Origin of the sequence: Pseudomonas sp. DR208 (assembly GCF_019823005.1) — a bacterium.
Lineage (GTDB): Bacteria > Pseudomonadota > Gammaproteobacteria > Pseudomonadales > Pseudomonadaceae > Aquipseudomonas > Aquipseudomonas extremorientalis.
Genome location: NZ_CP081944.1, coordinates 5,452,730 through 5,476,105, shown reverse-complemented (window position 1 = coordinate 5,476,105; position 23,376 = coordinate 5,452,730). Strand labels below are relative to the sequence as shown.

The window sequence follows — 23,376 nt, the reverse complement described above, 5'->3', positions numbered from 1 at the left end:
CCATATTTCTGATTCAGTCGACTGATTTTTCTGGAAAAATAGCGGCCCCCGTGAAGACCTACTCTTCGCGGGGTTTTGCGCCGCTGTGCTATCGTTGCGGCATCATCTAAAAAACACCTGAGAGAATCGCTGCATGAACGTGGCTGTCTCGCCCACAGAGCGCAGTTTGAGCTGGAGACGCATGCTGCTGGTGGCGTTGCTGTGCGTACTCGCGCCGCGCGCCTTCGCCCAGGCGCCCGACCCCGCTGATCTTGCCGCCCAGCGCGCCCAAGCGGTCACTCAGGTGGTACTCGGTATCCTCAGTTATGCGCGCTGGCCGGTCGAGCCTGCGCAATTGCGCCTGTGCGTCGTCGGCCCGACCCAATACACCGACGACCTAATCAAAGGCACCACCCAGGCCACCGGTCGTCCGGTGGTGGTGCAGCGCCTGCTGGCCAACCATCCCGATATCGTCAATGCGTGCGATGCGGTGTACATCGGCAAACTGAGTGCCGATGAGCGTAGCCAGTTGTTCACCTCGTTGATCGGTCACCCGGTGCTGAGCATCAGCGAAGGCGGCGACCAGTGCACCGTGGGCAGCCTGTTCTGCCTGCGGGTGAGTGATGAGCAAGTGTCCTTCGAGGTCAACCTCGACTCCGTGGCGCGCAGCGGCGTGCGCATTCACCCCAGCGTGCTGCAGTTGTCCCGTCGGCGAGCGCCTGCGCCATGACTGTCACCAAAGTGCGACCTACCCTGCGCTCGGTCATCGGCAGGGGGCACCTGATCCTGGCTCTGGTGGCGGTGACCCTGGCCAGCATCTCGCTGACCCTGCTGGGTGTGCTGGCGCTGCGGGTGTATGCCGAACACAACCTGCACCTGATCGCGCGCTCTATCAACTACACCGTGGAAGCGGCAGTGGTGTTCAACGACAGCGCGGCAGCCACTGAAGCGCTCAGCCTGATCGCCTCCACCGAAGAAGTGGCCCAGGCCGAAGTCTTCGACGCCAATGGCAAGTTGCTGGCGCAGTGGATACGTCCGGATACCGGCATGCTCTCGCGAGTTGAACTGGAGCTGGCGCACACCCTGCTCGAACAACCCATCAGCCAGCCTATCCTCCACCAAGGGCGAGTCATCGGCAGCACTCACCTCACCGGTCACGGCGGTAGCCTGCTGCGTTTCCTGCTCAGTGGCCTGGCCGGGATCCTCATCTGCACCGCGCTCAGCGCGTGGATCGCTCTGCACCTGGCGCGACGCTTATTGCGCGGTATCACCGGCCCACTGCAAAGCCTCGCCGCCGTGGCCCACGCCGCCCGCAGCGAACGCGACTTCGATCGCCGTGTGCCGCCGGCGCGAATCGCCGAGTTGGACAGCCTGGGCAGCGACTTCAACGCTTTGCTCGGCGAGATGGAAGCCTGGCAAAACCATTTGCAAAGCGAAAACGAATCCCTCGCCCACCAGGCCAATCACGACAGCCTCACCGGCCTGCCTAACCGTGCGTACTTCGAAGGCCGTCTGATCCGTGCCCTGCGCAGTGCGGCCAAGGCCAAGGAACAACTGGCGGTGCTCTACCTCGACAGCGACCGTTTCAAAGAGATCAACGACAGCTTTGGCCACGCCGCCGGCGATGCCGTTCTCGTAGCGGTGGCCGAGCGCGTGCGTGCTCAACTGCGTGAGGATGACCTTGTCGCGCGCCTGGGCGGTGACGAGTTCGCCATCCTGCTGGCGCCGCTGCACAAGGTGGAAGACGCCGAGCGCATCGCCGACAAAATCATCGCCAGCATGGACCTGCCGATTCCGGTGCCCGGCAACACCCAGGTGTTGACCTCACTCAGTATCGGTATCGCCATCTACCCTGATCATGGCGCCACACCCGGCACCTTGCTCAATGCCGCCGACGCGGCGATGTACCAGGCCAAGCGTTTGTCCTCGGGCGGCCAGCAAACGGCGGAGTCGGAGAATTCCGTCGTCAACGTTCAACACAGGAGTTGACCCCTTGTTCACGACCGCGCGTTTCATGTTTATCACCTTGCTGGTGGCCCTGCTCGCCCTTGGCGGCTGCCAGACCGCTCCACCCAAAGGCCTTACCCCGGCACAAGTCGCGGTCCTCAAGCAGCAAGGCTTCGAACTGACCGACGAAGGCTGGGCCTTCGGCCTGTCCGGTAAAGTGCTGTTTGGCAGCGACGTCGAGACGCTCAACCAACCCAGCACCGACATCGTCCAACGCATCGGCAAGGCCCTGCTGGGCGTGGGCATCGAACGCGTGCGCGTCGACGGCCACACCGATGCATCGGGCAAGGAAACCTACAACCAGCAACTGTCCCTGCGCCGCGCGAAAAGCGTGGCGGCGGTGTTGACCGGTGTGGGCATGAAAGAAGAAAACATCCAACTGCGCGGCTTGGGCAGCAGCGAGCCGGTGGCCTCCAACGATACGGCGGCAGGGCGCACCGAGAATCGGCGGGTGTCGATTGTGGTGATTGCGGACTGAGTCACTACCCCCATCTCGACTTGAAACCCAATCAACTGTGGGAGCTGGCTTGCCAGCGATGGCAGTGTGTCAGTCAGTACATCCGGTACTGAGACACCACTATCGCCGGCAAGCCAGCTCCCACAGTTGGTTTGGCGGTGCGCATGGAACAGCGTTTGCTAAGTAACTTCTACGTAGGAAAGCTCTGCCATGACGAATTTTGATGGCTAGGCTGACGAGGTTTCGCTTTTTCGCAAATGGTGAGCTTAGTTAAATGAACGCTCCAACTAACCACCGTAAAGGATTGCGATGAATATAAACGTCAGTGATTTCCGGCAAGCAGTTTCCAAAGTTAGACATTTCAAAATGTGCCTTCGATGAACTTTTGAGCGCAAGAGAGTTGCTAGCATCTGAAAGTCAGGGGGCTCGATTCGATACCAAGGCTGCCTACATCAATTCTCTACAATCATCCGTCTTGAGTGAGGAGCTAGATAGAATCCGAACCATGATCGACCATGAATGCCATGTCTTGATTCTTGATGGTTTTAAGGTCGAGAAACTTGAAAACTTTAAATCACTGATATGGACATTTGGTTCGCTACTTGGCGTACCTATGGTACAGAATCATCTGGGTCACAAGGTGATTGAGGTTTATGACAGAGGCGGTAAGAGTATTGAGGAGGGGGCTAGATACCATCAAACCCGTCAAGGTGCGTACGTACACAACGATGGAGTGAGCGATCCGCTACCTATCGATTACTTGATCCTGGCTTGCGGACAGCAAGCGCTTTTGGGCGGCGAGAGCATCCTGATTGATGCAAGCGCGGTATACGCGGAGCTGATGGCGTTTCCGGAAATATTGGAAGAGCTTAAATGCAACTTCTTTTTTGAAAACCGCGGTATGTCAGATGAAGAGCAGCTTTTCAAGGCGCCCATTCTGAGTTTTTCCAATGAAGGCATTCCACTGATCAGATACTTTCGGGTCTACATTGAATCCGCCCACATCAAAGCGGGAGTGCCGTTAACGGTGGCTCAATGTCAAGCGCTGGACTTTCTGGATACTGTTCTCGATCAGTCATCCGTTCAGCAGCGAGTGTTGCTGGAATCAGGGCAGGTACTTATTTCGGCCGATAATAAGTTTCTTCATACTCGCACGCACTTCATTGACAGGAATACGCCACGTTGTGTGATAGATGATGCTGAGTCTTTGAGCGATCTAAATCGCTACATGCTACGGATGTGGTTGCGTAAACAATGACACCTCGATGCCCATAGCGTACATCCTCTACTATCCGCCATAAGCCGAGCCCCATGGACAACTCCGATATCGCGATCACGCTGGTCTTGATCTCAGCCTTCATGCACGCCACTTGGAACGCTGTCGTCCGCGCCGGCAGCAGTCGCTTCATGACCTTGGCCATGGTGGATGGCACCGCCCTGGTGATATGCCTTTTGGCGTTGCCGTTTGTCAGCGTGCCGAGCCTGGAGGTGTGGGGCTACATCCTCGTCTCCGTGGGACTCAATACGGTCTATCGGCTATTTCTGATCAAAGCCTACGAAGCGGGAGATTTCGGGCAGGTGTACCCGGTGATGCGTGGGATACCGCCGGTACTGGTCGCTTTATTTTCCTACTTTCTGTTGCATGAGCAGTTGTCACGCGAGGTGCTGGCGGGTGTGGTGTTGATTTGTGTAGGCATTATCAGCCTGACCTTTGTGCGCAGGATGACGGCGCAGATGCTCAAGCCGATCCTGATGGCGGTGTGTGCCGGGGCGTTTATCGCGGCTTACACGGTGGTGGACGCCAAAGGCGTGAGAGCCAGTGAAACGGTGTTGCAATACATCATCTACCTGACGGTATTCCAGAGCATTCCGATCCCGGTTCTGGCGTTTTCCAGGGAGCGTTTGGCCTTGATGCGAGCGATACGTGGGCATTGGCGAGTCGGCCTGTTGGGCGGTGTTTTTTACCTGGCGTCTTACGGATTGGTGTTGTTTGCATTGTCGCTGGACGCGGTGGCCAAGGTCTCAGCGCTGCGGGAAACCAGTGTTATTATCGGCGCCATTATTGCCGCGCTGTTCTTCCACGAACAGTTTGGTTGGCGACGGATGCTGTCGGCATTCGTCATTGTTTGCGGGATCATCTTGATCAAAGTGAGCACCTGATGGCCCAGCGTCCGCCTCCCACTCCGATGCTTCAAGCGTTCGTCAGCGCTGCGCAAACCGGTAGCTTTGCGCGTGCGGCGTCGCAGCTTAACCTCACCGCCAGCGCCATCAGCCATCAAATTGCAGGCCTGGAGGAATGGTGGGGCGTGCAGTTGTTTGAGCGGCATTCGCGCGGCGTCAAGCTGACGTCCGCAGGGCAGGCTTTGTTGCCAGTCACCGACGGATTTTTCAAGGCGCTGGATGGGGTCTTGCATTCACTCAACCCCGCAAAGTCCCGTCCGCTGTACCTCTCATGCACGTCCTCGCTCTGTTCGACATGGCTGATCCCCAGGATGCACGGCTCTCACACTGAGGCTTCGTTCAACCTTGATCTGGTGTTGACCAGCGCCGACATCAACAGCACCAGTCTGGAAGCGCATCAATACGATGTCGCGGTGGTGATGGGGTATGGCGATTACCCGGATCATCATGTTGAACTGCTGATGCGTGACGCGGTGTTCCCCGTTTGCTCGCCGGAATTTCTAAGGCCGAAGGGGGATATTGCGCCGGAGGATGTCGCCCAATACCCGCTGATTCATAGGGTGGACGATCAGGTGTGTCCGGGGTGGGAAAGCTGGTTTGCGTTTCAGGGCCTGCCGACGCCGCCTTATCACCATGGGCCGCGCTTTCCGGATTCGAGCCTGGCGATCAGTCTGGCGGTAAAGGGCGCAGGGATTGCGCTGGGCAGGACTGCGTTGGTGTATGACCAATTGGAAAACGGTGCATTGGTTGCGTTGAAAAGCCCAGTGATGATGTCCCCAGCGGCCTACTACATCATTTGTCGAAATGGGCGGCAGTCAGAGCCGGATATTGCGCGTCTGATTGAATGGCTCAAAAACCGTGCGGGTGAGTTCCTGCGCGAAGTTCGGGCTCGGTATCCACAAATAGCCGGGACTACCGTCGTTTAAATGTTGGGAGGAGCAGGGCTCCTCCCGCATTCGAGCGGTGTTCGCTTAACGGCCCGGTGTCATCGCTTGCGTGAGGTCATCGACCACGGCTTTGCCCATCTCACACAGGTAATGCGCGGCCCACGCGTATTGCTCGCCGCGTACATCCATGGCGGCTTCCATCGCGAGTTTCTTGGAGTAGAACAGCAGGGTGGAGGCGTGCTCCAGCGCTTCCTCAATGGGCATGCCGGCGTTGACGCGGAACAGCGGTTTTTCGTTTTCGCCGTAGTCGCCGAAGGTGACTACGCCGAGGGTAGTGATGGAGGAAAGCGGTGGATCGGGGACGATTTTTGACATGATGTTTCCCAAATTTGCAGTAGGGGTCACCACGGCATGTCGCTAAACATGAAGAGGTGGCAGCTGTACACGGGTTAGCGAACCGGTAAATTTGGGAACCCGGCAGACCCGAAGGTCTCCCGCGTACAGCCGCCATAAAATGGTAGAGACAGGTAAAAAGCCTGGCAATACTTTGGCATCACATCCCAACTAATCCGAGTCGCTAAACCCGATCGCTGATGAGCAGCGAAGTCAGGAGGCTAGTGACCCAAACGGTAAGGCGCAATGGGGTAGAGAGTCTCTAGGAAACGTCCTGCAAATTAAAGCGAATCATCGTTGATGGCCCTTTAATCCGCGAACCTGATCTCCCTGGTCTCCCCCATCAACAGCCCCTGATTCTGCTCCGTCACCTCCCTGATGTAGTCCCACAACAACGTAATCCGCTTCAACTTCCTCAGATCCTCCCGGCAATACATCCAGAACTGGCGAGTGATGGAAATCTGCTCCCCCAGCACCGGTAACAACCGTGGATCCTGCGCCGCCAAAAAACACGGCAATATCGCCATCGACCGCCCTTGCTGCGCCGCCACGTACTGCGCAATCACGCTGGTACTGCGCAAACTGGCGCTGGCTCCGGGCACTACGTTTGCCAGGTACAGCAGCTCCGAGCTGAACGCCAAGTCATCCACATAGCTGATAAACGGATGCTCGGCCAAGTCCACTGGTTTGCGGATCGGCGGGTGTTGATCGAGGTATTCCTGGGTCGCGTACAGCTGCAATTTGTAGTCGCACAGTTTGCAGCACACATACGGCCCGTGTTCCGGGCGTTCCAGGGCGATGACGATGTCGGCTTCGCGCTTGGACAGGCTGATGAAGTGCGGCAGGGGCAGGATGTCTACCGAGATGGCCGGGTAGGTGTCGACGAAGTGGCTCAATTGCGGGGTGACGAAGAAGCTGCCGAACCCTTCGGTGCAGCCCATGCGCACGTGGCCGGACAACGCCACGCCGGAGCCGGAGACTTGTTCGCAGGCCATGTGCAGGGTGCTTTCGATGGACTCGGCATAGCCCAGCAAACGCTGGCCCTCGCTGGTGAGTACGAAGCCGTTGGTCCGGGATTTTTCGAACAGCAGGGTGCCGAGCGACACTTCCAGCGAACTGATGCGCCGCGACACGGTGGTGTAGTCCACCGCCAGGCGCTTGGCGGCCACGCTGGCCTTGCGGGTGCGGGCCACTTCGAGGAAAAACTTCAGGTCATCCCAGTTGAGGGAGCCCAGGGACGTGATGTTTTTTTGCATATTGGTCCGGCTTTTATGTGCGTTCTTATTAGAGATTTGCACATCTATACTCCAAAAACAGTCCGAACGCCTCATTTCCCAAGGCGGTTACGCGCCTTGTCTCTGCATAAATATAAGATTGGAGACCACATGAACGCATCTGCCGATATTTCCGTGCAACAGGTCAAGTTGCTGATCAACGGCGAGTGGGTCGAGTCCAAGACCACCGAGTGGCAAGACATCGTCAACCCGGCTACCCAAGAGGTGCTGGCCAAAGTCCCGTTCGCCACTGCCGATGAAGTCAACGCTGCCATCGATGCTGCCCACCGCGCCTTCCAGACCTGGAAGCTGACGCCGATCGGCGCGCGCATGCGCATCATGCTCAAGCTGCAAGCCTTGATCCGCGAACATTCCAAGCGCATCGCCGTGGTCCTCAGCAACGAGCAGGGCAAGACCATTGCCGATGCCGAGGGCGATATTTTCCGTGGCCTGGAAGTGGTGGAACACGCCTGCTCCATCGGCACCCTGCAAATGGGCGAGTTTGCTGAAAACGTCGCTGGTGGCGTCGACACCTACACCCTGCGCCAACCCATCGGCGTGTGCGCCGGCATTACCCCGTTCAACTTCCCGGCGATGATTCCGCTGTGGATGTTCCCGATGGCGATCGCCTGCGGGAACACCTTTGTCCTCAAGCCCTCCGAGCAGGACCCGCTGTCGACCATGCTGCTCGTCGAGCTGGCGCTGGAAGCTGGCGTGCCGGCTGGCGTGCTCAACGTGGTGCACGGCGGTAAGGATGTGGTGGATGCGCTGTGCACTCATAAAGACATCAAGGCCGTGTCCTTCGTGGGCTCGACCGCCGTGGGCACTCACGTCTACGACTTGGCCGGCAAACACGGCAAGCGCGTGCAGTCGATGATGGGCGCCAAGAACCACGCCGTGGTGCTGCCGGATGCCAACCGTGAACACACCCTCAATGCCCTGGTCGGCGCCGGTTTCGGTGCGGCGGGCCAACGTTGCATGGCCACTTCGGTGGTGGTGCTGGTGGGCGCGTCCAAGCAATGGCTGCCGGACCTGAAAGCGCTGGCGCAAAAGCTCAAGGTCAATGCGGGGAGCGAAGCCGGCACCGATGTCGGCCCGGTGATTTCCAAGCGTGCCAAGGCACGCATTCTGGAGCTGATCGAAAGCGGTGTGAAAGAGGGCGCCAAGCTGGAGCTGGATGGCCGCGACATCAAGGTGCCGGGCTTCGAGCAAGGCAACTTTGTCGGCCCGACGCTGTTCTCGGGCGTGACCACCGACATGCAGATCTATACCCAGGAAATCTTCGGCCCGGTGCTGGTGGTGCTGGAGGTCGCGACCCTCGACGAGGCCATCGCCCTGGTCAACGCCAACCCGTTCGGCAACGGTACCGGCCTGTTCACCCAGAGCGGCGCGGCGGCGCGCAAGTTCCAGAGCGAAATCGATGTAGGCCAGGTCGGCATCAACATCCCGATCCCGGTGCCGGTGCCGTTCTTCAGCTTCACCGGTTCCCGTGGTTCCAAGCTTGGCGACCTCGGCCCATATGGCAAGCAAGTGGTGCAGTTCTACACCCAGACCAAGACCGTCACCAGCCGCTGGTTCGATGACGACACGGTCAACGATGGCGTCAACACCACCATCAACCTGCGCTGATCCGGGAGACGATCATGAAGATTGCATTTATCGGCTTGGGCAACATGGGCGCACCCATGGCCCGCAACCTGATCAAGGCCGGCCATGCGCTGAACCTGTTTGACCTGAACCAGGCGGTGCTCAAGGAACTGGCCGAGTTGGGTGGCACCATCAGCGATTCGCCGCGTGATGCGGCCACCGGCGCTGAGCTGGTGATCACCATGCTGCCCGCCGCCGCCCATGTGCGCAGCGTGTGGCTGAATGATGACGGTGTACTTGCCGGTATCGGCAAAGGCGTACCGGCGGTGGATTGCAGCACCATCGACCCACAAACTGCCCGTGACGTCGCCGCTGCCGCCGCCAAACACGGTGTGGTGATGGCCGACGCGCCCGTTTCTGGCGGTACTGGCGGCGCCGCCGCAGGGACGCTGACCTTCATGGTCGGCGCCACCCCGGAACTGTTCGCCACCCTGCAACCGGTGCTGGCGCAGATGGGCCGCAACATCGTGCACTGCGGTGAGGTGGGCACGGGGCAAATCGCCAAGATCTGCAACAACTTGTTGTTGGGGATCAGCATGGTCGGCGTCAGCGAAGCCATGGCGCTGGGCGACGCGCTGGGCATCGACACCCAGGTGCTGGCCGGCATCATCAATAGCTCTACCGGGCGCTGCTGGAGTTCCGATACCTACAACCCGTGGCCGGGTGTGATTGAAACCGCGCCGTCGTCCCGTGGTTATACCGGTGGGTTTGGCGCCGATCTGATGCTCAAGGACCTGGGCCTGGCTACTGAGGCTGCACGTCAGGCCAAGCAACCCGTGATTCTGGGCGCTGTGGCCCAGCAGTTGTATCAATCGATGAGCCAGCGTGGGGAAGGGGGCAAGGACTTCTCGGCGATCATCAATAGCTATCGCAAACCCAAGTAGGGGCGGTTCCGGGAGCCTGCTAATAGTGGGCTCCCGGGTTTTTGCGGCTCAAGCAAACACAAAATATTTACGCACCGTCTCGACCACTTCCCACGTCCCCTTCATCCCCGGTTCCACCACGAAGATATCCCCAGCTCGCAAGTGAATCGGCTCCAGGCCTTCCGGCGTGATGATGCAGTAGCCTTCCTGGAAGTGGCAGTATTCCCACTTCACGTAGTCCACGTACCACTTGCCCGGGGTGCAGATCCAGGTGCCCATGATCTTGCTGCCGTCTTCGCTGGTGTAGGCGTTGAGGTTGACGGTGTGCGGGTCGCCTTCGAGTTTTTCCCATTTGCACGCGTCCAGGACCGGCAGGGGATGAGTGTCGCGCAGTACGGTGATGGGCTTGGACATGATGACTCCGAGGAAGGGAATGGAAGGATGCACCCTAAGGCCTAGGGCGTTGCGTCAGTGGTCTGAACTCGACATCGGGATGCCCAGAAGCGCAGCGGTGTGATGATCCGGAAATTACCGCGAACCCCTGTGGGAGCCGGGCTTGCCCGCGATAGCGGAGTGTCAGGCTATGAAGATGCAAGCAGTGCCACCGTCATCGCGGGCAAGCCCGGCTCCCACAGGGCACGGTGACGCATCCGGACGATATATTTGTGCGATTTCTCGTCCGTTCTTCGCAGTAAGTGCGAAAGATTTCCCGCTTCACGCCAGAATTCGCAAGAAAATTCGCAGCCGGCCCTCGTATCATTCACCCCAGTAACCGCCGAGAGCCTTGAAATGAACCCAATAAAAACGTGGTGGGATATCAGCCCGCCCTTGAGTACGGCGACCCCGACCTGGCCGGGGGATACGCCGTTCCAGGAAGAGCGCGTGTGGCAGTTCGGCCCGGAGTGTCCAGTGAATGTCGGGCGCATCACCTTGTCGCCGCACACCGGCGCCCACGTGGATGCGCCGCTGCATTACAGCGCGGACGGCGCGGCCATTGGTGAGGTGTCGTTGGATGTGTACATGGGGCCTTGCCGCGTGCTGCATTGCCTGGACAGCGGTGCGCTTATACAGCCGCACCAACTTCAAGGCCGTGTGGATAACTTGCCGGAGCGCGTGTTACTGCGTACTTATCCACAAGCGCCGCTGACCGAATGGGATTCGAATTTCACCGCCATCGCCCCGCAGACCATCGAGTTGCTCGCCAGCCTCGGAGTGCGCTTGATCGGCATCGATACGCCCTCGCTGGACCCGCAGCAGTCCAAGACCATGGATTCCCACAACGCCGTGGCGCGCCATGGCATGGCGATTCTCGAAGGCATCGTGCTCGATGACGTCCCCGAGGGCGATTACGAACTGATCGCCCTGCCGCTGCGCTTTGCCAACCTCGACGCGAGCCCTGTCCGCGCCATTCTCCGCCCGCTCAAGGAGCCCACGCGATGAGCCAATGTCCCTTCTCTGCTGACTATCAGCCGCCCGAAGAATGGCATAACGCCGAACTGAATTTTTCCGAGTCCATGAGCTACGGCGATTACCTGGACCTGGGCAAAGTCCTCAGCGCCCAGCACCCGTTGTCGCCGGACCACAACGAAATGCTCTTCATCATCCAGCACCAGACCTCGGAGCTGTGGATGAAGCTGATGCTCCACGAACTCAAGGCCGCCCGCGAACATGTACGCCTGGGCGAGCTGCCACCGGCGTTCAAGATGCTGGCGCGGGTGTCGCGGATCTTCGATCAACTGGTGCACGCCTGGGCGGTGCTGGCGACGATGACGCCCTCGGAGTACAAGGCGATTCGCCCGTTCCTGGGGCAGTCGTCGGGGTTCCAGTCATTCCAGTACCGCGAGATCGAATTTATCCTCGGCAATAAAAGCGCGGCGCTGTTGCGGCCCCATGCCCATCGGCCGGAACTGTTGAACGAGTTGAAAGTGGCAATTGCCACGCCGTCGCTGTATGACGAGGCGATCAACCTGATGATCAAGGCGGGCCTGGCGATTGATCCAAAGCGGGCCGAGCGCGACCCGACGGCGGCGACGGTTCACGATGAGTCCGTGGAGGCGGCGTGGCGTGAGGTGTACCGCGACCCGAAGCGTTACTGGGATTTGTATCAGTTGGCCGAGAAGTTTATCGACCTGGAGGATTCGTTCCGTCAGTGGCGTTTCCGCCATGTGACGACGGTGGAGCGGATTATCGGCTTCCAGCCCGGTACCGGCGGTACGGAGGGTGTGGGGTATCTGCGCAAGATGCTCGATACCGTGCTGTTCCCAGAACTGTGGCGAGTACGTTCCACGCTGTAAACAAAATGTGGGAGGGGGCTTGCCCCCGATGGCAGTGTCAGTCAGTACATCGGGTACTGATAGACCGCTATCGGGGGCAAGCCCCCTCCCACAGGCATCACTGCGCGTTGACTATCGCGTGACTTCTGCGAACCCGCAGCCGATAGGCAATGTAGATAATCCCCACCCACACCGGCATCGCATACACCGACTCGCTGATGCCCGGAATCGCCAGCATCACGCTGATGATCATCACCATGAACGCCAGGCACAGGTAGTTGCTGAACGGGAACCAGAAGGTCTTGAACGACGGCGTCAGGCCCTGTTCGCCCATGGCCTTGCGGAACTTGATGTGGGTGATGCTGATCAGCGCCCAGTTGATCATCAGCGAGGCAACCACCAGCGCGAACAGCAACTCCAGCGCGCTCTTCGGTGCGACGTAGTTGACCACCACGCACAGCATCGTCACCAGGGCCGAAATCGCCAGGGCGCGGATCGGCACGCCTTGCTTGTTCAACTTCATCAGCGACTTGGGCGCATCGCCTTGCTCGGCCAGGCCGAACAGCATGCGGCTGTTGCAGTACACGCCGCTGTTGTACACCGACAGCGCCGCGGTCAGCACCACGAAGTTGAGAATATGGGCGGCGGTGTCGTTACCGATCAGCGAGAAGATCTGCACGAATGGGCTGCCGCTGTAGGCATCGCCCGACGCGCCGAGGGTTTGCAGCAGTTGGTCCCATGGGTAGAGCGACAACAGCACGGTCAATGCGCCGACGTAGAAAATCAGGATGCGGTACACCACCTGGTTGATCGCTTTCGGGATGACCTTGCGCGGTTCGCTGGCTTCGGCGGCGGTGATGCCCACCAACTCCAGGCCACCGAAGGAGAACATGATGAACGCCATGGACATCAACAGCCCCATGCCGCCATTGGGGAAGAACCCGCCGTGGCTCCACAGGTTGCTCACCGACGCCTGCGGGCCGCCGGTGCCGCTGAACAGCAGGTAGCAACCGAGCACGATCATGCCGACAATCGCCACCACCTTGATGATCGCGAACCAGAACTCGGCTTCACCGAAGAACTTCACGTTGAGGGTGTTGATCAGGTTCACCGCCACGAAGAACACCAGCGCACTGACCCAGGTCGGGATCTGCGGCCACCAGAACTGGATGTACTTGCCCACCGCCGTCAGTTCGGCCATGCCTACCAGCACGTAGAGTACCCAGTAGTTCCAGCCGGCCAGGAAGCCCGCGTAGCCGCCCCAGTATTTGTGGGCGAAGTGGCTGAAGGAACCGGCCACCGGCTCTTCGACGATCATCTCGCCAAGCTGGCGCATGATCAGGAATGCGATAAAACCGGCAATCGCGTAGCCCAGGATCATCGACGGCCCCGCCGACTTGAGTACCCCGGCCGAGCCGAGGAACAACCCCGTGCCGATCGCCCCTCCCAAGGCGATCAACTGAATGTGCCGGTTCTTCAGGCCACGCTTGAGGCCCACCGGGTTAACCATGTCATCCGCCATTAACATTCCCTTCTACTTGTTTTTCTCAGGGTGGAGTGCACGCCGCATCTACCCCTCAGAAGTGCTGAGGGTCAGATATTACTCTGCGTGAACTTTTCGTAATACAGCTGAACGCCATCAAGTGCCTGATCCGCCAGCCATTGTTGGACGGATTCGACCATTGGAGGGGGGCCGCACAGGTACATATCCGCCGATCTGTCCCGCCATTCGGCCAGGTCGAAATGCTCGGTGAGGTAACCGCGCTTGCCGGGCCATTCGTCCGAGGGCGCGCTGAGCACTTCGGTGTAGCGAAAGTCCGGGATTTTCGCGGCGTAGGCCTGGATGCGCGCCGCTTCGCACAAGTCTTCTGCGCCACGCACGCCGTAGTACAGGTGCACGGGCTGGTCGCAGCCGTTGGCGGCCAGTTCATCGAGCATGCCCAGCAACGCCGATAACCCGGTGCCGCCCGCCACCAGCACCAAGGGTTTGGAGACGTGCCGCAGGTAGAAAGCGCCGAGTGGTGCTTCCATCACCAGTTCATCACCCACCTGGCAACGCTCGCGCAGGTAGTTGCTCATCACCCCATCGGGCAGCAGGCGCACCAGGAATTGCAATTGATTGCCCGGAAGGTTGGCGAAGGAATACGAGCGCCAACTGTCCGTTCCAGGCACCGACAGGCGTGCATATTGGCCCGGCAGGAATTCCAGTGCCTGATCCAACTGGACCTGCAGGATCGCCGTGCTGGCCGACACCTGCTCCACCGCGCTCACGGTGCCCTTGACCTGAACCGGCCCCGGCGCATTGCACAGGCTCGAATCAAAGTCGAAGTAGAACGTCGCATCGGACTTCACCCGCGTCTGGCAACTGAGCATCTTGCGCTGTTGCAGGTCGAGGTTGGACAGGGCCTCTTCGTCGACATAATCCTGGCTGTAGTCGCCGGATTCGCAACGGCCCTGGCAAGTGCCGCACACGCCTTCACGGCAATCCAGCGGGATCTTGATGCCGTTGCGCAGTGCTGCATCCAGCAGGATTTCATTGGCGCCGACGGGGAAGAACAGGGTCTTGCCGTCGGCAAAACTGAAGGCCACTTTGTGATTCATGTGTTGCTCTCCGCATATTTATAACGTGCGCTCGCCACAAGAAGCCCGGTTGCCACAAACCCCTGTGCCATAAAAGGTCGCTGCTAGAGGTGATAGAAATCCAGCACCGAGTTAATGGTGTCGTTGAGCAGCAGCGCATGCTTGCGGGTGATCAACCAGCTGTCGCCTTCCGGTTTCAGGGTATAGGTGGCGTGGCCGTAAAACTGCTCCGACGTGGCCAGGCGATAGAACAGCGTGTGCCAATTCAGTCGCACCTCCAGCGTGCCATCCGCCTGCTCGGCAACGCGCACGTTGTTGATCATGTGCAGGGTGCGCGGCATCGGTGTGGCCGACGCCGCCTTGCCGGTGCGCAAACGGAACACGCGGTCTTCCAGGCCCGAACGGTTCGCGTAGTAGATCAGCGACATTTCGCGCTTGGGGTCGCGGGTGTAGACGTGTTCCGAGTCCCACTGCGGCAAGTGGAACTCACTCTGCGGGTCGAACAACTGCACATAGGCGTCCCAGTCCTGGGCGTCGCACAGCTCGGACTTGCGGTAGAAGAACTGTTCGATGCGGTACTGCAATGGGGCATTCATCATTTCACCTCCCGCAATTTCAGCGCTTGTTGATCGAGGCCGTTGAGCAGGAACTGCTGCCAGTTGCGGTGTTGGTTCACGTAGAGGCCTTCATGGGTGAATTCTGTGCCGGTCATGGCCGGCTGGATGCCGATGGCTTCGCTGTTCGGCGTGGGCCCGGTTGCCCAGCGGTGGCTGCCGCGTGAGATGTCGCTCCAGCGTTCAAGCCGGCCTTGGAACCCGCGCTGGGCTTCGCGGAACTCCACCAGGTCATCCGGCGTGCCCATGCCCGACACGTTGAAGAAGTCTTCGAACTGGCGGATGCGGTTCTCGCGATCGGCGTCGGACTCGCCCTTCACCCCCAGGCATTGGCTGATGATCTCGGTCTTGTTCCACGCCACCGGGCGGATGATGCGCAGCTGCGAGCTGATCTGGTCGAGGAAGAACAGGCTCGGGTAGATATTCAGGTTGCGCAGGCGGTGCATCATCCACTCGGCCTTCTGCTGGCCGTGCTCCTGCACCAGGCGCGGCATGATGGTGGCGTAGCCGGAGCGCACGCTGGGGTTGGGCATGTCGCTGAACAGCACACTGTGGCCATTGTGGAAGGCGAACCAGCCGTCATCGGTATTGGCGTCGCCGGCGCCGAGTTTGCTGTAGTCCAGGGTGCTGCCGGCCCCTGTGCCGTTCTCGGTGTTCACCTGCTGGCGATGCTGCACGGTGGCCACGTAGTTGTAGTGCACGGTGCTGACGTGATAACCGTCCAGGCCGTTTTCGTTCTGCAGCTTCCAGTTGCCGTCGTAGGTGTAGGCGGATTTGCCCGGCAGTACCTCCAGTTCACCGGTGGCGGACTGCGCGACCATCATGTCGAAGAACACTTTGGCGTCGCCGAGGAAATCTTCCAGGCTGTCGCTGCCATTTACGTCCAGGCTGATAAACACAAAGCCCTTGTAGCTTTCGATGCGCGCCTTTTTCAGGCCGCGCGTGGCCTTGTCGAAACCGTCCGGGTATTCCCCCGGCGCCTTGACCTTCACCAGCCGGCCATCGCTCTTGTAGCACCAGGCATGGAACGGGCAGGTGAACGTGGATTGGTTGCCTTTGCCGACCCGCGTCAGCGTGGTGCCGCGGTGCTGGCAGGCGTTGATCAACGCATTGAGGCGCCCTTCGCCATCGCGGGTGATGATCATCGGCTGGCGCCCGGCGCGCAGGGTCACGAAGTCGTGGTTGTTGGCCAGTTCGCTTTCGTGGCAGGCGTAGATCCAGTTCTTTTCGAAGATCAGTTCCATCTCCAGATCGAACAGTTCCGGCTCGGTGAACATGTCGCGGGCGATGCGGAATACTTCATCCACCGGGCGAAAGTCCAGGCAACCTTCGATAAACGTTTTCCAGTGCTCGACGCTTCTTGCACCACTCATGGGAGGCACCTTTTTGATAGGGGCTGATCGGTGGTTTATTAGAGGCAGTGGGGCAGGGCGCGGGCTATCCGCTTAGTGGGGGAACCTGCGCCGGATAATTGGGCAGCAAATACCCAACCCGGTGCGCAGCGGTGACGGGATGCGCTACTGTCTTGCAGGGCAGTGGTCGCAAAAGCCGGGGTCTTATCCACTTAGTCGACCCTTGCTATCCACCCGCTGGTCATTGCGCCGGCGTGGCGCATTAATTGCTGTCGAACAACAACGACGCGCCGCCAGAGCGCGCAACAGCCTAACCGCCGTGGGTGCACCTGATGAGCAGCCAAACGATTCAACGCTTCGACCTGGAAGGCGCCCGCAGCTGGATGTCGGGCATTTGCGGGCCCCATCGCCTGGCCACCAATACGCCGGAGCGCCTGCGCTTTCACCACAGCGCCAACGTGTTCAAGTCCCGCGCCACCACCCTGGGGGTGATCGAATACGGCACCGACGTGACCATCGACATCGAAGACGCCGAGCATTTCAGCAGCTATAGCCTGAGCCTGCCGCTGGTGGGCGAACAGGAGTTGAGCAAGAACGGTGAGCGCCTGAGTTCCAACCGCGACCAGGGCGTGATCATCTCGCCCAATGAGCATCAGGTGCTGGCGATCTCCGGCGATTGCCGCAAGTTGCAGGTGGTGATCACGCGGGCGGCGATGAGTGAATCGCTGGAAGGTTTGCTGCAACGGCCGATTGAGGCGCCGCTGCGCTTTGAGTCGGTGATGGACGCAGTGGACGGCGCTTCGGCGTCGTGGTGGCGCATGGCGCGCTACTTCATCGCCGAGCTTGAGCATGGCAGCGAGTTATACGAGCAGGCCGCTTTTACCCGCGACCTGGAAAGCTCGCTGATCAAGGGCCTGATCCTGGCGCAGCCGAACAACTACTCTGAAGAACTGCGCGATGTCCTGGGCGTGAAACTGCCGCATTATCTGATCCGTGCGCGGCAGTACATCCATGACAACGCTCGGGAAGCGGTGCACCTGGAGGACCTGGAGGCCGCTGCGGGGGTGTCGCGGTTCAAGCTGTTCGATGCCTTTCGCAAATACTTTGCGTTGTCGCCGATGGCCTATTTGAAGAAGTACCGGCTGGGCGTCGTGCGCCAGGAAATCCTTGAACACGGCTCTACCCGTACCATCTCTGAGATCGCCCTGGGCTGGGGCTTTACCCACCTGGGGCGGTTTTCGGCGGAGTATCGAAAATTGTTCGACGAGTCCCCTAGCCAAACCCTGCAGCGCAAGCGCCTGCGCAGCCTTTGAATACAATGAAGATCCAAATGTGGGAGCTGGCTTGCCTGCGATAGCGATGTGTCAGTCAGCTGATGTGCCAGCTGACCCACCGCTATCGCAGGCAAGCCAGCTCCCACAGGGGTTTGTAGTGTTTGGGATAAATCAGATGAGCTCTTCCACCAGTTGCAGGCAATGACTGAGCCCTGGCGACTGGTCATTCACCCGTCGGCTAAGGATGATCGGCGAGGTCGCCGTGGCCTCCACAACGGGTGTATAGCCGATGTCCGCGCGGTGCAGCACCTGCACCGAGGCGGGCACCAGCGTCACGCCCATGCCGGCGCCGACCAGGCCAATGGCGGTCTGCAACTCGTTGGTCCACTGCGCCACCTTGAGGCTCAAGCCATGGGCGTCGAACAGCGCGATCACATGGTCGGCGTAGCTGGGGCGTGGGTTGCCGGGGTAGAGCACAAAAGGTTCGGCGGCCAGTTGGGCGAGGGTGGCGGGCGCATCGAGCAACGGGTGACCGGCAGGCAGCACGGCGACCAGCCGGTCCTCCACCAGCACGCGCTGGACGATGGCCGGGTCATCGATGCGAATTCGCCCGAACCCCACGTCGATGCGCCCGGCCTTGAGCGCTTCGACCTGCTGCAAAGTGGTCATCTCCGACAGCCCCAACTCCAGCTCCAGCGCCTCATGGGTACGCAATCGGCGGATCAATTCGGGCAGCACGCCGTACAGGGTCGACGGCGCAAAACCGATGCCCAGCCACGTCTTCTCGCCCTGGCCGATACGCCGGGTGTTGTCACAGACCTTGTTCAATTGCTCCAGCAGCACGTTGGCGTGTTCATAAAAAAACCGCCCGGCCTCGGTCAGCCGCAGCGGTCGGCCACGTTCAAGCAAAATGACGCCCAGTTCATCCTCCAATTGCTGGATCTGCCGACTCAATGGCGGCTGGGCGATGTGCAGGCGTTCGGCGGCGCGGGTGAAGTTGAGGGTCTCTCCCAGCACCTGGAAGTAGCGCAGGTGACGCAGTTCCATGACGGCTCCTTTCATACCTTCAGGGTATTGTGCGAGACCCATTCTATATTGGAAGCCTTGAAAAATACGGCACAGAATCGGCTAAAACCTATAAATAACCCAACGGGTATAGCCATGCCGATTTGCCCCATCGAGTCGATCGACACGATCATCGTCGACCTCCCCACCATTCGCCCGCACAAGCTGGCGATGCACACTCTGCAAAACCAGACCCTGGTGATCATCCGCCTGCGCTGCGCCGACGGTATCGAAGGCATCGGCGAAGCCACTACCATTGGCGGCTTGAGCTATGGCAATGAAAGCCCCGACAGCATCAAGGTCAACATCGACCGCCACTTCGCGCCGCTGCTGATCGGCCAGGACGCCAGTAATATCAACGCTGCCATGTTGCGCCTGGAGCGCAGCATCCGTGGCAACACCTTTGCCAAGTCCGGTATCGAAAGCGCCTTGCTCGACGCTCTCGGCAAACGCCTGCACCTGCCGGTCAGCGAACTGCTCGGTGGGCGTGTGCGCGACGCGCTGCCGGTGGCCTGGACCCTGGCCAGCGGCAACACCGAGCAGGACATTGCCGAGGCCGAAAAGATGCTCGACCTGCGCCGCCACCGCCTCTTCAAGTTGAAGATCGGCGCCGGTGAAGTCAGCCACGACCTGGCCCATGTGATCGCGATCAAAAAGGCCTTGGGCGACCGCGCCAGTGTGCGCGTCGACGTCAACCAGGCCTGGGACGAAGCGGTGGCACTGCGGGCGTGCCAGGTGCTCGGCGACAACGGCATCGACCTGATCGAACAGCCCATCTCGCGCAATAACCGTGGCGGTATGGCGCGGCTCAACCTGTCGAGTCCGGCGCCGATCATGGCGGATGAATCCATCGAGTGCGTCGAGGACGCGTTCAACCTGGCCCGCGAAGGCGCGGCGTCGGTGTTCGCCCTCAAGATCGCCAAGAACGGCGGCCCACGTGCCGTGCTGCGCACCGCCGCGATTGCCGAAGCGGCGGGTATCGGCCTGTACGGCGGCACCATGCTCGAAGGCGGCATCGGCACCCTGGCGTCGGCGCATGCCTTCCTTACGCTGAACAAACTGGTGTGGGGCACCGAGCTGTTCGGCCCGTTGCTGCTCACCGAAGACATCCTCACCGAGCCGCCGGTGTACCGCGACTTCCAGCTGCATATCTCCACCGCACCGGGCCTGGGCCTGGCCATCGATGAAGAGCGCCTAGCGTTCTTGCGTCGTGACAAACACTAAGAGGCGCCTGCCATGTTGTTCCACGTAAAAATGACCGTGAACCTGCCGCTCGACATGAACCCCGAGCGCGCAGCCCGCCTCAAGGCCGATGAAAAGGCCCTGGCGCAGCGCCTGCAACAGGAAGGCAAATGGCGCCACCTGTGGCGCATCGCCGGGCACTACGCCAACTACAGCGTGTTCGATGTCGACAGCGTGCAGGCACTGCATGACCTGCTGATGCAACTGCCGCTGTTCCCCTATATGGCCATCGAAGTGAACGCCCTGTGCCGGCACCCGTCGTCGATCCATGACGACGACCGCTAGGCCGGTTTCCAGACCAATAACTACAAGATGAGGAATGCACCATGTCCATCCGACTGTCCCAGACTGCCCATGCCCAACAGTTTCTCGAAGAAGCCAGCGGCAACCTCAACGACGCTGGTAACCCGCGCACCAAGGCGCTGATCTACCGGATCCTGCGCGACACCGTGAACATCATCGAAGACCTGGAAGTGACCCCGGAAGAGTTCTGGAAGGCGGTCAACTACCTCAACGAGCTGGGCAAGCACCAGGAAGCCGGATTGCTCGCCGCCGGGCTGGGCCTTGAGCATTACCTGGATTTGCTGATGGACGCTGCCGACGAGGTAGCCGGCAAATCCGGCGGCACGCCGCGCACCATTGAAGGCCCGCTGTATGTGGCCGGGGCGCCGTTGAGCAAGTACGAGGCGCGGCTGGATGATGGCAAGGACGATGCGGTGCCGCTGTTCATGCGCGGGCAGGTGCGCGATACCAACGGCAAACCGCTGGCCGGGGCGATTGTGGACGTGTGGCAGGCCAATACGGGCGGTACTTACTCGTGGTTCGACCCGACGCAATCGGAGTTCAACCTGCGCCGACGCATCGAGACCGATGCCCAGGGCAACTACCGGTTCCGCAGTATCGTGCCGTCGGGCTACGGTTGCCCACCGACCGGGCCGACCCAGCAACTGCTGGATCAGCTCGGGCGCCACGGGCAGCGGCCGGCGCATATCCACTTCTTCATCTCGGCGCCGGGGCATCGGCACCTGACCACGCAGATCAACCTGTCGGATGACCCGTACCTGCATGACGACTTTGCCTATGCGACGCGGGATGAGTTGATCGCCGAGATTCGCTTCTGCGACGACCCGCAACTGGCGCGGGAGTTTGGCGTGGAGGGGCGGTTTGCGCAGATTGATTTTGACTTTGCGTTGCAGGTAGCGGATGCGCCGGTGGAGCAGAAACGCATGCAACGAGTCCGCGCTCTGGAAGATTAAACGCGATTCAAAATGTGGGAGGGGGCTTGCCCCCGATGGCGGCGGTGAAGCCAATATATTAATTGGCTGAACCATTGCTATCGGGGGCAAGCCCCCTCCCACAGGGTATTGTGGTGGCGTGGTTATTTGCGTACCACCAAGTCCAGCACCTCATCCCGATCCTTGATCTTCTGCAACACAATCTCCGAACGGATATCCATCACCCCCGCCGTGCGGTTCAGATGGTTCACGATAAAGTCCGAAAAGTGCTTGAGGTTGCGCGCCTGCACCCGCAGCACATAGTTGCTGGCGCCGGTGATCACGTAGGCGCTGGCGACCTCCGGCCAGCCCTGCACCTTCTTGATGAACGTCTCGTGCCAATCCTCCACATCCTGGCGCAACGACAGGTGCACGATGGCCTCCAGCTCAATCCCCAACTGCTCCGCATTCAGCACCGCACGGTAACCGCTGATGATGCCCTCGCTCTCCAGCAGGCGCAGACGGCGCAGGCACGCGGACGGCGACAGCGCGACTTTTTCGGCCAGTTCCTGGTTGCTGATGCGGCCATCCTGCTGCAGGAAATGCAGGAGGCGCAGGTCGGTGGCGTCGAGAATCATGGTTAGAATAAATCCGCGTGTTTGGGGGTTAAATTCGAATTTCCTACAGCTTAATTAGCCTGTTACCCGCCACTTTGCACGAAAATTCTCTAAAAGTTCGTTCATTATTTGGTCCATTCTTACCTATAAAAACCAGGACAGCCCATGACCACGCGAAGCCACTGCCTAGCCCTCGACGAACAAGATCCGCTGGCGCCACTGCGCCGCCAGTTTGCGTTGCCGGAGGGCGTGATCTACCTCGACGGCAACTCCCTTGGCGCACGCCCGTTGACGGCGTTGGCACGAGCCCAGGCAGTGATTGCCGAAGAATGGGGTAATGGCCTGATCCGTAGTTGGAACAGCGCCGGCTGGGCGGACCTGTCCCAGCGCCTGGGTAACCGCCTGGCGCCGTTGATCGGCGCGGGCGACGGTGAAGTGGTGATCACCGATACCACCTCGATCAACCTGTTCAAGGTGCTCAGCGCCGCGTTGACCGTGCAGCGTCAGCGCCAACCGCACCGCAAGGTGATCGTCAGCGAGGCGAGCAACTTTCCGACCGACCTGTATATCGCCGAGGGCCTGGCCGAGCTGCTGCAACAGGGCTATGCCCTGCGCCTGGTGAACAGTCCGGACGAATTGCCCCAGGCCATCGACCAGGACGTGGCGGTGGTGATGCTCACCCACGTCAACTACAAGACCGGCTACATGTACGACATGCAGGCGCTGACTGCCCTGAGCCATGAGTGCGGCGCGCTGAGTATCTGGGACCTGGCGCACTCGGCGGGCGCGGTGCCCATCGACCTGCATCAGGCCGGTGCCGATTATGCGATTGGCTGCACCTACAAGTACCTCAACGGCGGCCCGGGCTCCCAGGCGTTTGTGTGGGTCAACCCGGCGTTGGTGGATGTGGTGCGCCAGCCGTTGTCGGGCTGGTTCGGCCACACCCGGCAGTTCGCCATGGAATCGAACTACGCGCCGAGTGCGGGTATCGCGCGTTACCTGTGCGGCACCCAACCGATCACCTCGCTGGCGATGGTGGAATGCGGGCTGGAGATTTTCGCCCAGACCGATATGGCGAGTCTGCGCAGCAAGTCCCTGGCGTTGACCGATCTGTTTATCACATTGGTCGAAGCACGTTGCGCTGCTCATGAACTGGTGCTGATCACCCCGCGTGAACACGCCCGGCGCGGCAGTCATGTGAGCTTTGAACACCCCGAAGGCTACGCGGTGATCCAGGCCTTGATCGCCCGTGGCGTGATCGGTGACTACCGCGAGCCGCGCATCATGCGCTTTGGGTTTACGCCGTTGTACACAAGCTTTACCGAGGTGTTTGATGCCGTGGAAATCCTGGGCGAAATCCTCGACAACCGCACCTGGGACCAACCGCAATTCAAAGTCCGCAACAGCGTGACCTGACCACAACGCAGATAAAAATGTGGGAGGGGGCTTGCCCCCGA

24 protein-coding genes are annotated in these 23,376 nt (G+C 60.2%); 15 read left to right on the top strand and 9 right to left on the bottom strand.

What is annotated here, in order from left to right; genetic code table 11:
- Window positions 1-133 precede the first annotated feature (133 nt).
- The 6 genes from K5K89_RS24755 (at window position 134) to K5K89_RS24730 (ending at window position 5,550) form a co-directional block, all read left to right on the top strand.
- Window positions 134-709 (top strand): YfiR family protein, encoded by a 576-nt coding sequence (locus tag K5K89_RS24755; RefSeq protein ID WP_071489142.1) that lies wholly within the window; start codon window positions 134-136, stop codon window positions 707-709.
- Window positions 706-1,968, top strand: coding sequence for a diguanylate cyclase domain-containing protein (locus K5K89_RS24750; protein ID WP_071489143.1), 1,263 nt, complete (start codon window positions 706-708; stop codon window positions 1,966-1,968). The genes K5K89_RS24755 and K5K89_RS24750 overlap by 4 nt, the downstream gene beginning before the upstream one ends.
- Before the next feature lie 4 nt (window positions 1,969-1,972).
- The gene (locus K5K89_RS24745) at window positions 1,973-2,464 is read left to right on the top strand and encodes an OmpA family protein (protein WP_071489144.1); all 492 of its coding nucleotides are present in this window, start codon (window positions 1,973-1,975) and stop codon (window positions 2,462-2,464) included.
- Between the two features lie 484 nt (window positions 2,465-2,948).
- Window positions 2,949-3,701, top strand: coding sequence for a TauD/TfdA family dioxygenase (locus K5K89_RS24740; RefSeq protein WP_261400791.1), 753 nt, complete (start codon window positions 2,949-2,951; stop codon window positions 3,699-3,701).
- Between the two features lie 53 nt (window positions 3,702-3,754).
- Complete coding sequence (locus K5K89_RS24735; protein ID WP_071489146.1) at window positions 3,755-4,603, top strand: EamA family transporter; 849 nt, start codon at window positions 3,755-3,757, stop codon at window positions 4,601-4,603.
- Window positions 4,603-5,550, top strand: coding sequence for a LysR substrate-binding domain-containing protein (locus tag K5K89_RS24730; RefSeq protein WP_222540428.1), 948 nt, complete (start codon window positions 4,603-4,605; stop codon window positions 5,548-5,550). Before K5K89_RS24735 ends, K5K89_RS24730 begins: the two co-directional genes overlap by 1 nt.
- A gap of 45 nt (window positions 5,551-5,595) precedes the next feature.
- Here the strand turns inward: K5K89_RS24730 and K5K89_RS24725 are convergent, their stop codons facing one another.
- On the bottom strand, window positions 5,596-5,886 hold the full coding sequence (locus tag K5K89_RS24725; RefSeq protein ID WP_071489148.1) for a DUF3077 domain-containing protein: 291 nt from the start codon (window positions 5,884-5,886) through the stop codon (window positions 5,596-5,598).
- Window positions 5,887-6,212: 326 nt separating this feature from the next.
- Window positions 6,213-7,160 (bottom strand): LysR family transcriptional regulator, encoded by a 948-nt coding sequence (locus tag K5K89_RS24720; protein WP_071489149.1) that lies wholly within the window; start codon window positions 7,158-7,160, stop codon window positions 6,213-6,215.
- A 129-nt stretch (window positions 7,161-7,289) separates the two neighbouring features.
- Between K5K89_RS24720 and K5K89_RS24715 the strand changes: the two genes are divergently transcribed.
- Window positions 7,290-8,807, top strand: coding sequence for a CoA-acylating methylmalonate-semialdehyde dehydrogenase (locus K5K89_RS24715; protein WP_016974890.1), 1,518 nt, complete (start codon window positions 7,290-7,292; stop codon window positions 8,805-8,807).
- 14 nt (window positions 8,808-8,821) lie between these two features.
- Window positions 8,822-9,709, top strand: a complete 888-nt coding sequence (mmsB, locus tag K5K89_RS24710; RefSeq protein WP_071489150.1) for a 3-hydroxyisobutyrate dehydrogenase — start codon at window positions 8,822-8,824, stop codon at window positions 9,707-9,709.
- A gap of 48 nt (window positions 9,710-9,757) precedes the next feature.
- On the opposite strand, the gene K5K89_RS24705 is transcribed toward mmsB, so the two are convergent.
- A complete protein-coding gene (locus K5K89_RS24705) occupies window positions 9,758-10,102 on the bottom strand; it encodes a cupin domain-containing protein (protein ID WP_010206533.1) in 345 nt (114 codons plus the stop codon).
- 375 nt (window positions 10,103-10,477) lie between these two features.
- Here K5K89_RS24705 and kynB point away from each other — a divergent pair, with 375 nt between their 5' ends.
- Window positions 10,478-11,128, top strand: coding sequence for an arylformamidase (gene kynB, locus K5K89_RS24700; RefSeq protein ID WP_071489151.1), 651 nt, complete (start codon window positions 10,478-10,480; stop codon window positions 11,126-11,128).
- Window positions 11,125-11,982, top strand: coding sequence for a tryptophan 2,3-dioxygenase (gene kynA / locus K5K89_RS24695; RefSeq protein ID WP_071489152.1), 858 nt, complete (start codon window positions 11,125-11,127; stop codon window positions 11,980-11,982). Before kynB ends, kynA begins: the two co-directional genes overlap by 4 nt.
- Before the next feature lie 97 nt (window positions 11,983-12,079).
- On the opposite strand, the gene K5K89_RS24690 is transcribed toward kynA, so the two are convergent.
- The 4 genes from K5K89_RS24690 to antA form a co-directional block, all read right to left on the bottom strand.
- Entirely contained in the window at window positions 12,080-13,483 is a 1,404-nt protein-coding gene (locus K5K89_RS24690; RefSeq protein WP_071489153.1) for an amino acid permease, read from the bottom strand.
- 71 nt (window positions 13,484-13,554) lie between these two features.
- Window positions 13,555-14,562 carry an anthranilate 1,2-dioxygenase electron transfer component AntC gene (gene antC / locus K5K89_RS24685; RefSeq protein ID WP_222540427.1) on the bottom strand — a complete coding sequence of 336 codons (1,008 nt, stop codon included), beginning with the start codon at window positions 14,560-14,562 and terminating at the stop codon, window positions 13,555-13,557.
- Window positions 14,563-14,645: 83 nt separating this feature from the next.
- The gene (antB, locus tag K5K89_RS24680) at window positions 14,646-15,137 is read right to left on the bottom strand and encodes an anthranilate 1,2-dioxygenase small subunit (RefSeq protein ID WP_092249435.1); all 492 of its coding nucleotides are present in this window, start codon (window positions 15,135-15,137) and stop codon (window positions 14,646-14,648) included.
- Entirely contained in the window at window positions 15,137-16,528 is a 1,392-nt protein-coding gene (gene antA, locus K5K89_RS24675; protein ID WP_222540426.1) for an anthranilate 1,2-dioxygenase large subunit, read from the bottom strand. The genes antB and antA overlap by 1 nt, the downstream gene beginning before the upstream one ends.
- A gap of 311 nt (window positions 16,529-16,839) precedes the next feature.
- Here antA and K5K89_RS24670 point away from each other — a divergent pair, with 311 nt between their 5' ends.
- Window positions 16,840-17,820: an AraC family transcriptional regulator gene (locus K5K89_RS24670; protein ID WP_071489157.1), complete on the top strand. Its 981-nt coding sequence runs from the start codon at window positions 16,840-16,842 to the stop codon at window positions 17,818-17,820.
- Between the two features lie 132 nt (window positions 17,821-17,952).
- On the opposite strand, the gene K5K89_RS24665 is transcribed toward K5K89_RS24670, so the two are convergent.
- On the bottom strand, window positions 17,953-18,828 hold the full coding sequence (locus K5K89_RS24665) for a LysR family transcriptional regulator (RefSeq protein WP_016974899.1): 876 nt from the start codon (window positions 18,826-18,828) through the stop codon (window positions 17,953-17,955).
- Window positions 18,829-18,942: 114 nt separating this feature from the next.
- On the opposite strand from K5K89_RS24665, the gene K5K89_RS24660 reads away from it, so the two are divergent.
- The 3 genes from K5K89_RS24660 to catA are packed head-to-tail and all read left to right on the top strand — an operon-like array spanning window position 18,943 to window position 21,344.
- Window positions 18,943-20,070: a muconate cycloisomerase family protein gene (locus K5K89_RS24660; protein WP_071489158.1), complete on the top strand. Its 1,128-nt coding sequence runs from the start codon at window positions 18,943-18,945 to the stop codon at window positions 20,068-20,070.
- 12 nt (window positions 20,071-20,082) lie between these two features.
- Window positions 20,083-20,373: a muconolactone Delta-isomerase gene (gene catC / locus K5K89_RS24655; protein ID WP_071489159.1), complete on the top strand. Its 291-nt coding sequence runs from the start codon at window positions 20,083-20,085 to the stop codon at window positions 20,371-20,373.
- Between the two features lie 41 nt (window positions 20,374-20,414).
- A complete protein-coding gene (catA, locus tag K5K89_RS24650; protein ID WP_222540425.1) occupies window positions 20,415-21,344 on the top strand; it encodes a catechol 1,2-dioxygenase in 930 nt (309 codons plus the stop codon).
- A 122-nt stretch (window positions 21,345-21,466) separates the two neighbouring features.
- On the opposite strand, the gene K5K89_RS24645 is transcribed toward catA, so the two are convergent.
- The gene (locus tag K5K89_RS24645) at window positions 21,467-21,940 is read right to left on the bottom strand and encodes an Lrp/AsnC family transcriptional regulator (protein ID WP_003176072.1); all 474 of its coding nucleotides are present in this window, start codon (window positions 21,938-21,940) and stop codon (window positions 21,467-21,469) included.
- Between the two features lie 144 nt (window positions 21,941-22,084).
- Here K5K89_RS24645 and kynU point away from each other — a divergent pair, with 144 nt between their 5' ends.
- The gene (gene kynU, locus K5K89_RS24640) at window positions 22,085-23,335 is read left to right on the top strand and encodes a kynureninase (protein ID WP_222540424.1); all 1,251 of its coding nucleotides are present in this window, start codon (window positions 22,085-22,087) and stop codon (window positions 23,333-23,335) included.
- The last annotated feature ends 41 nt before the right edge of the window (window positions 23,336-23,376 follow it).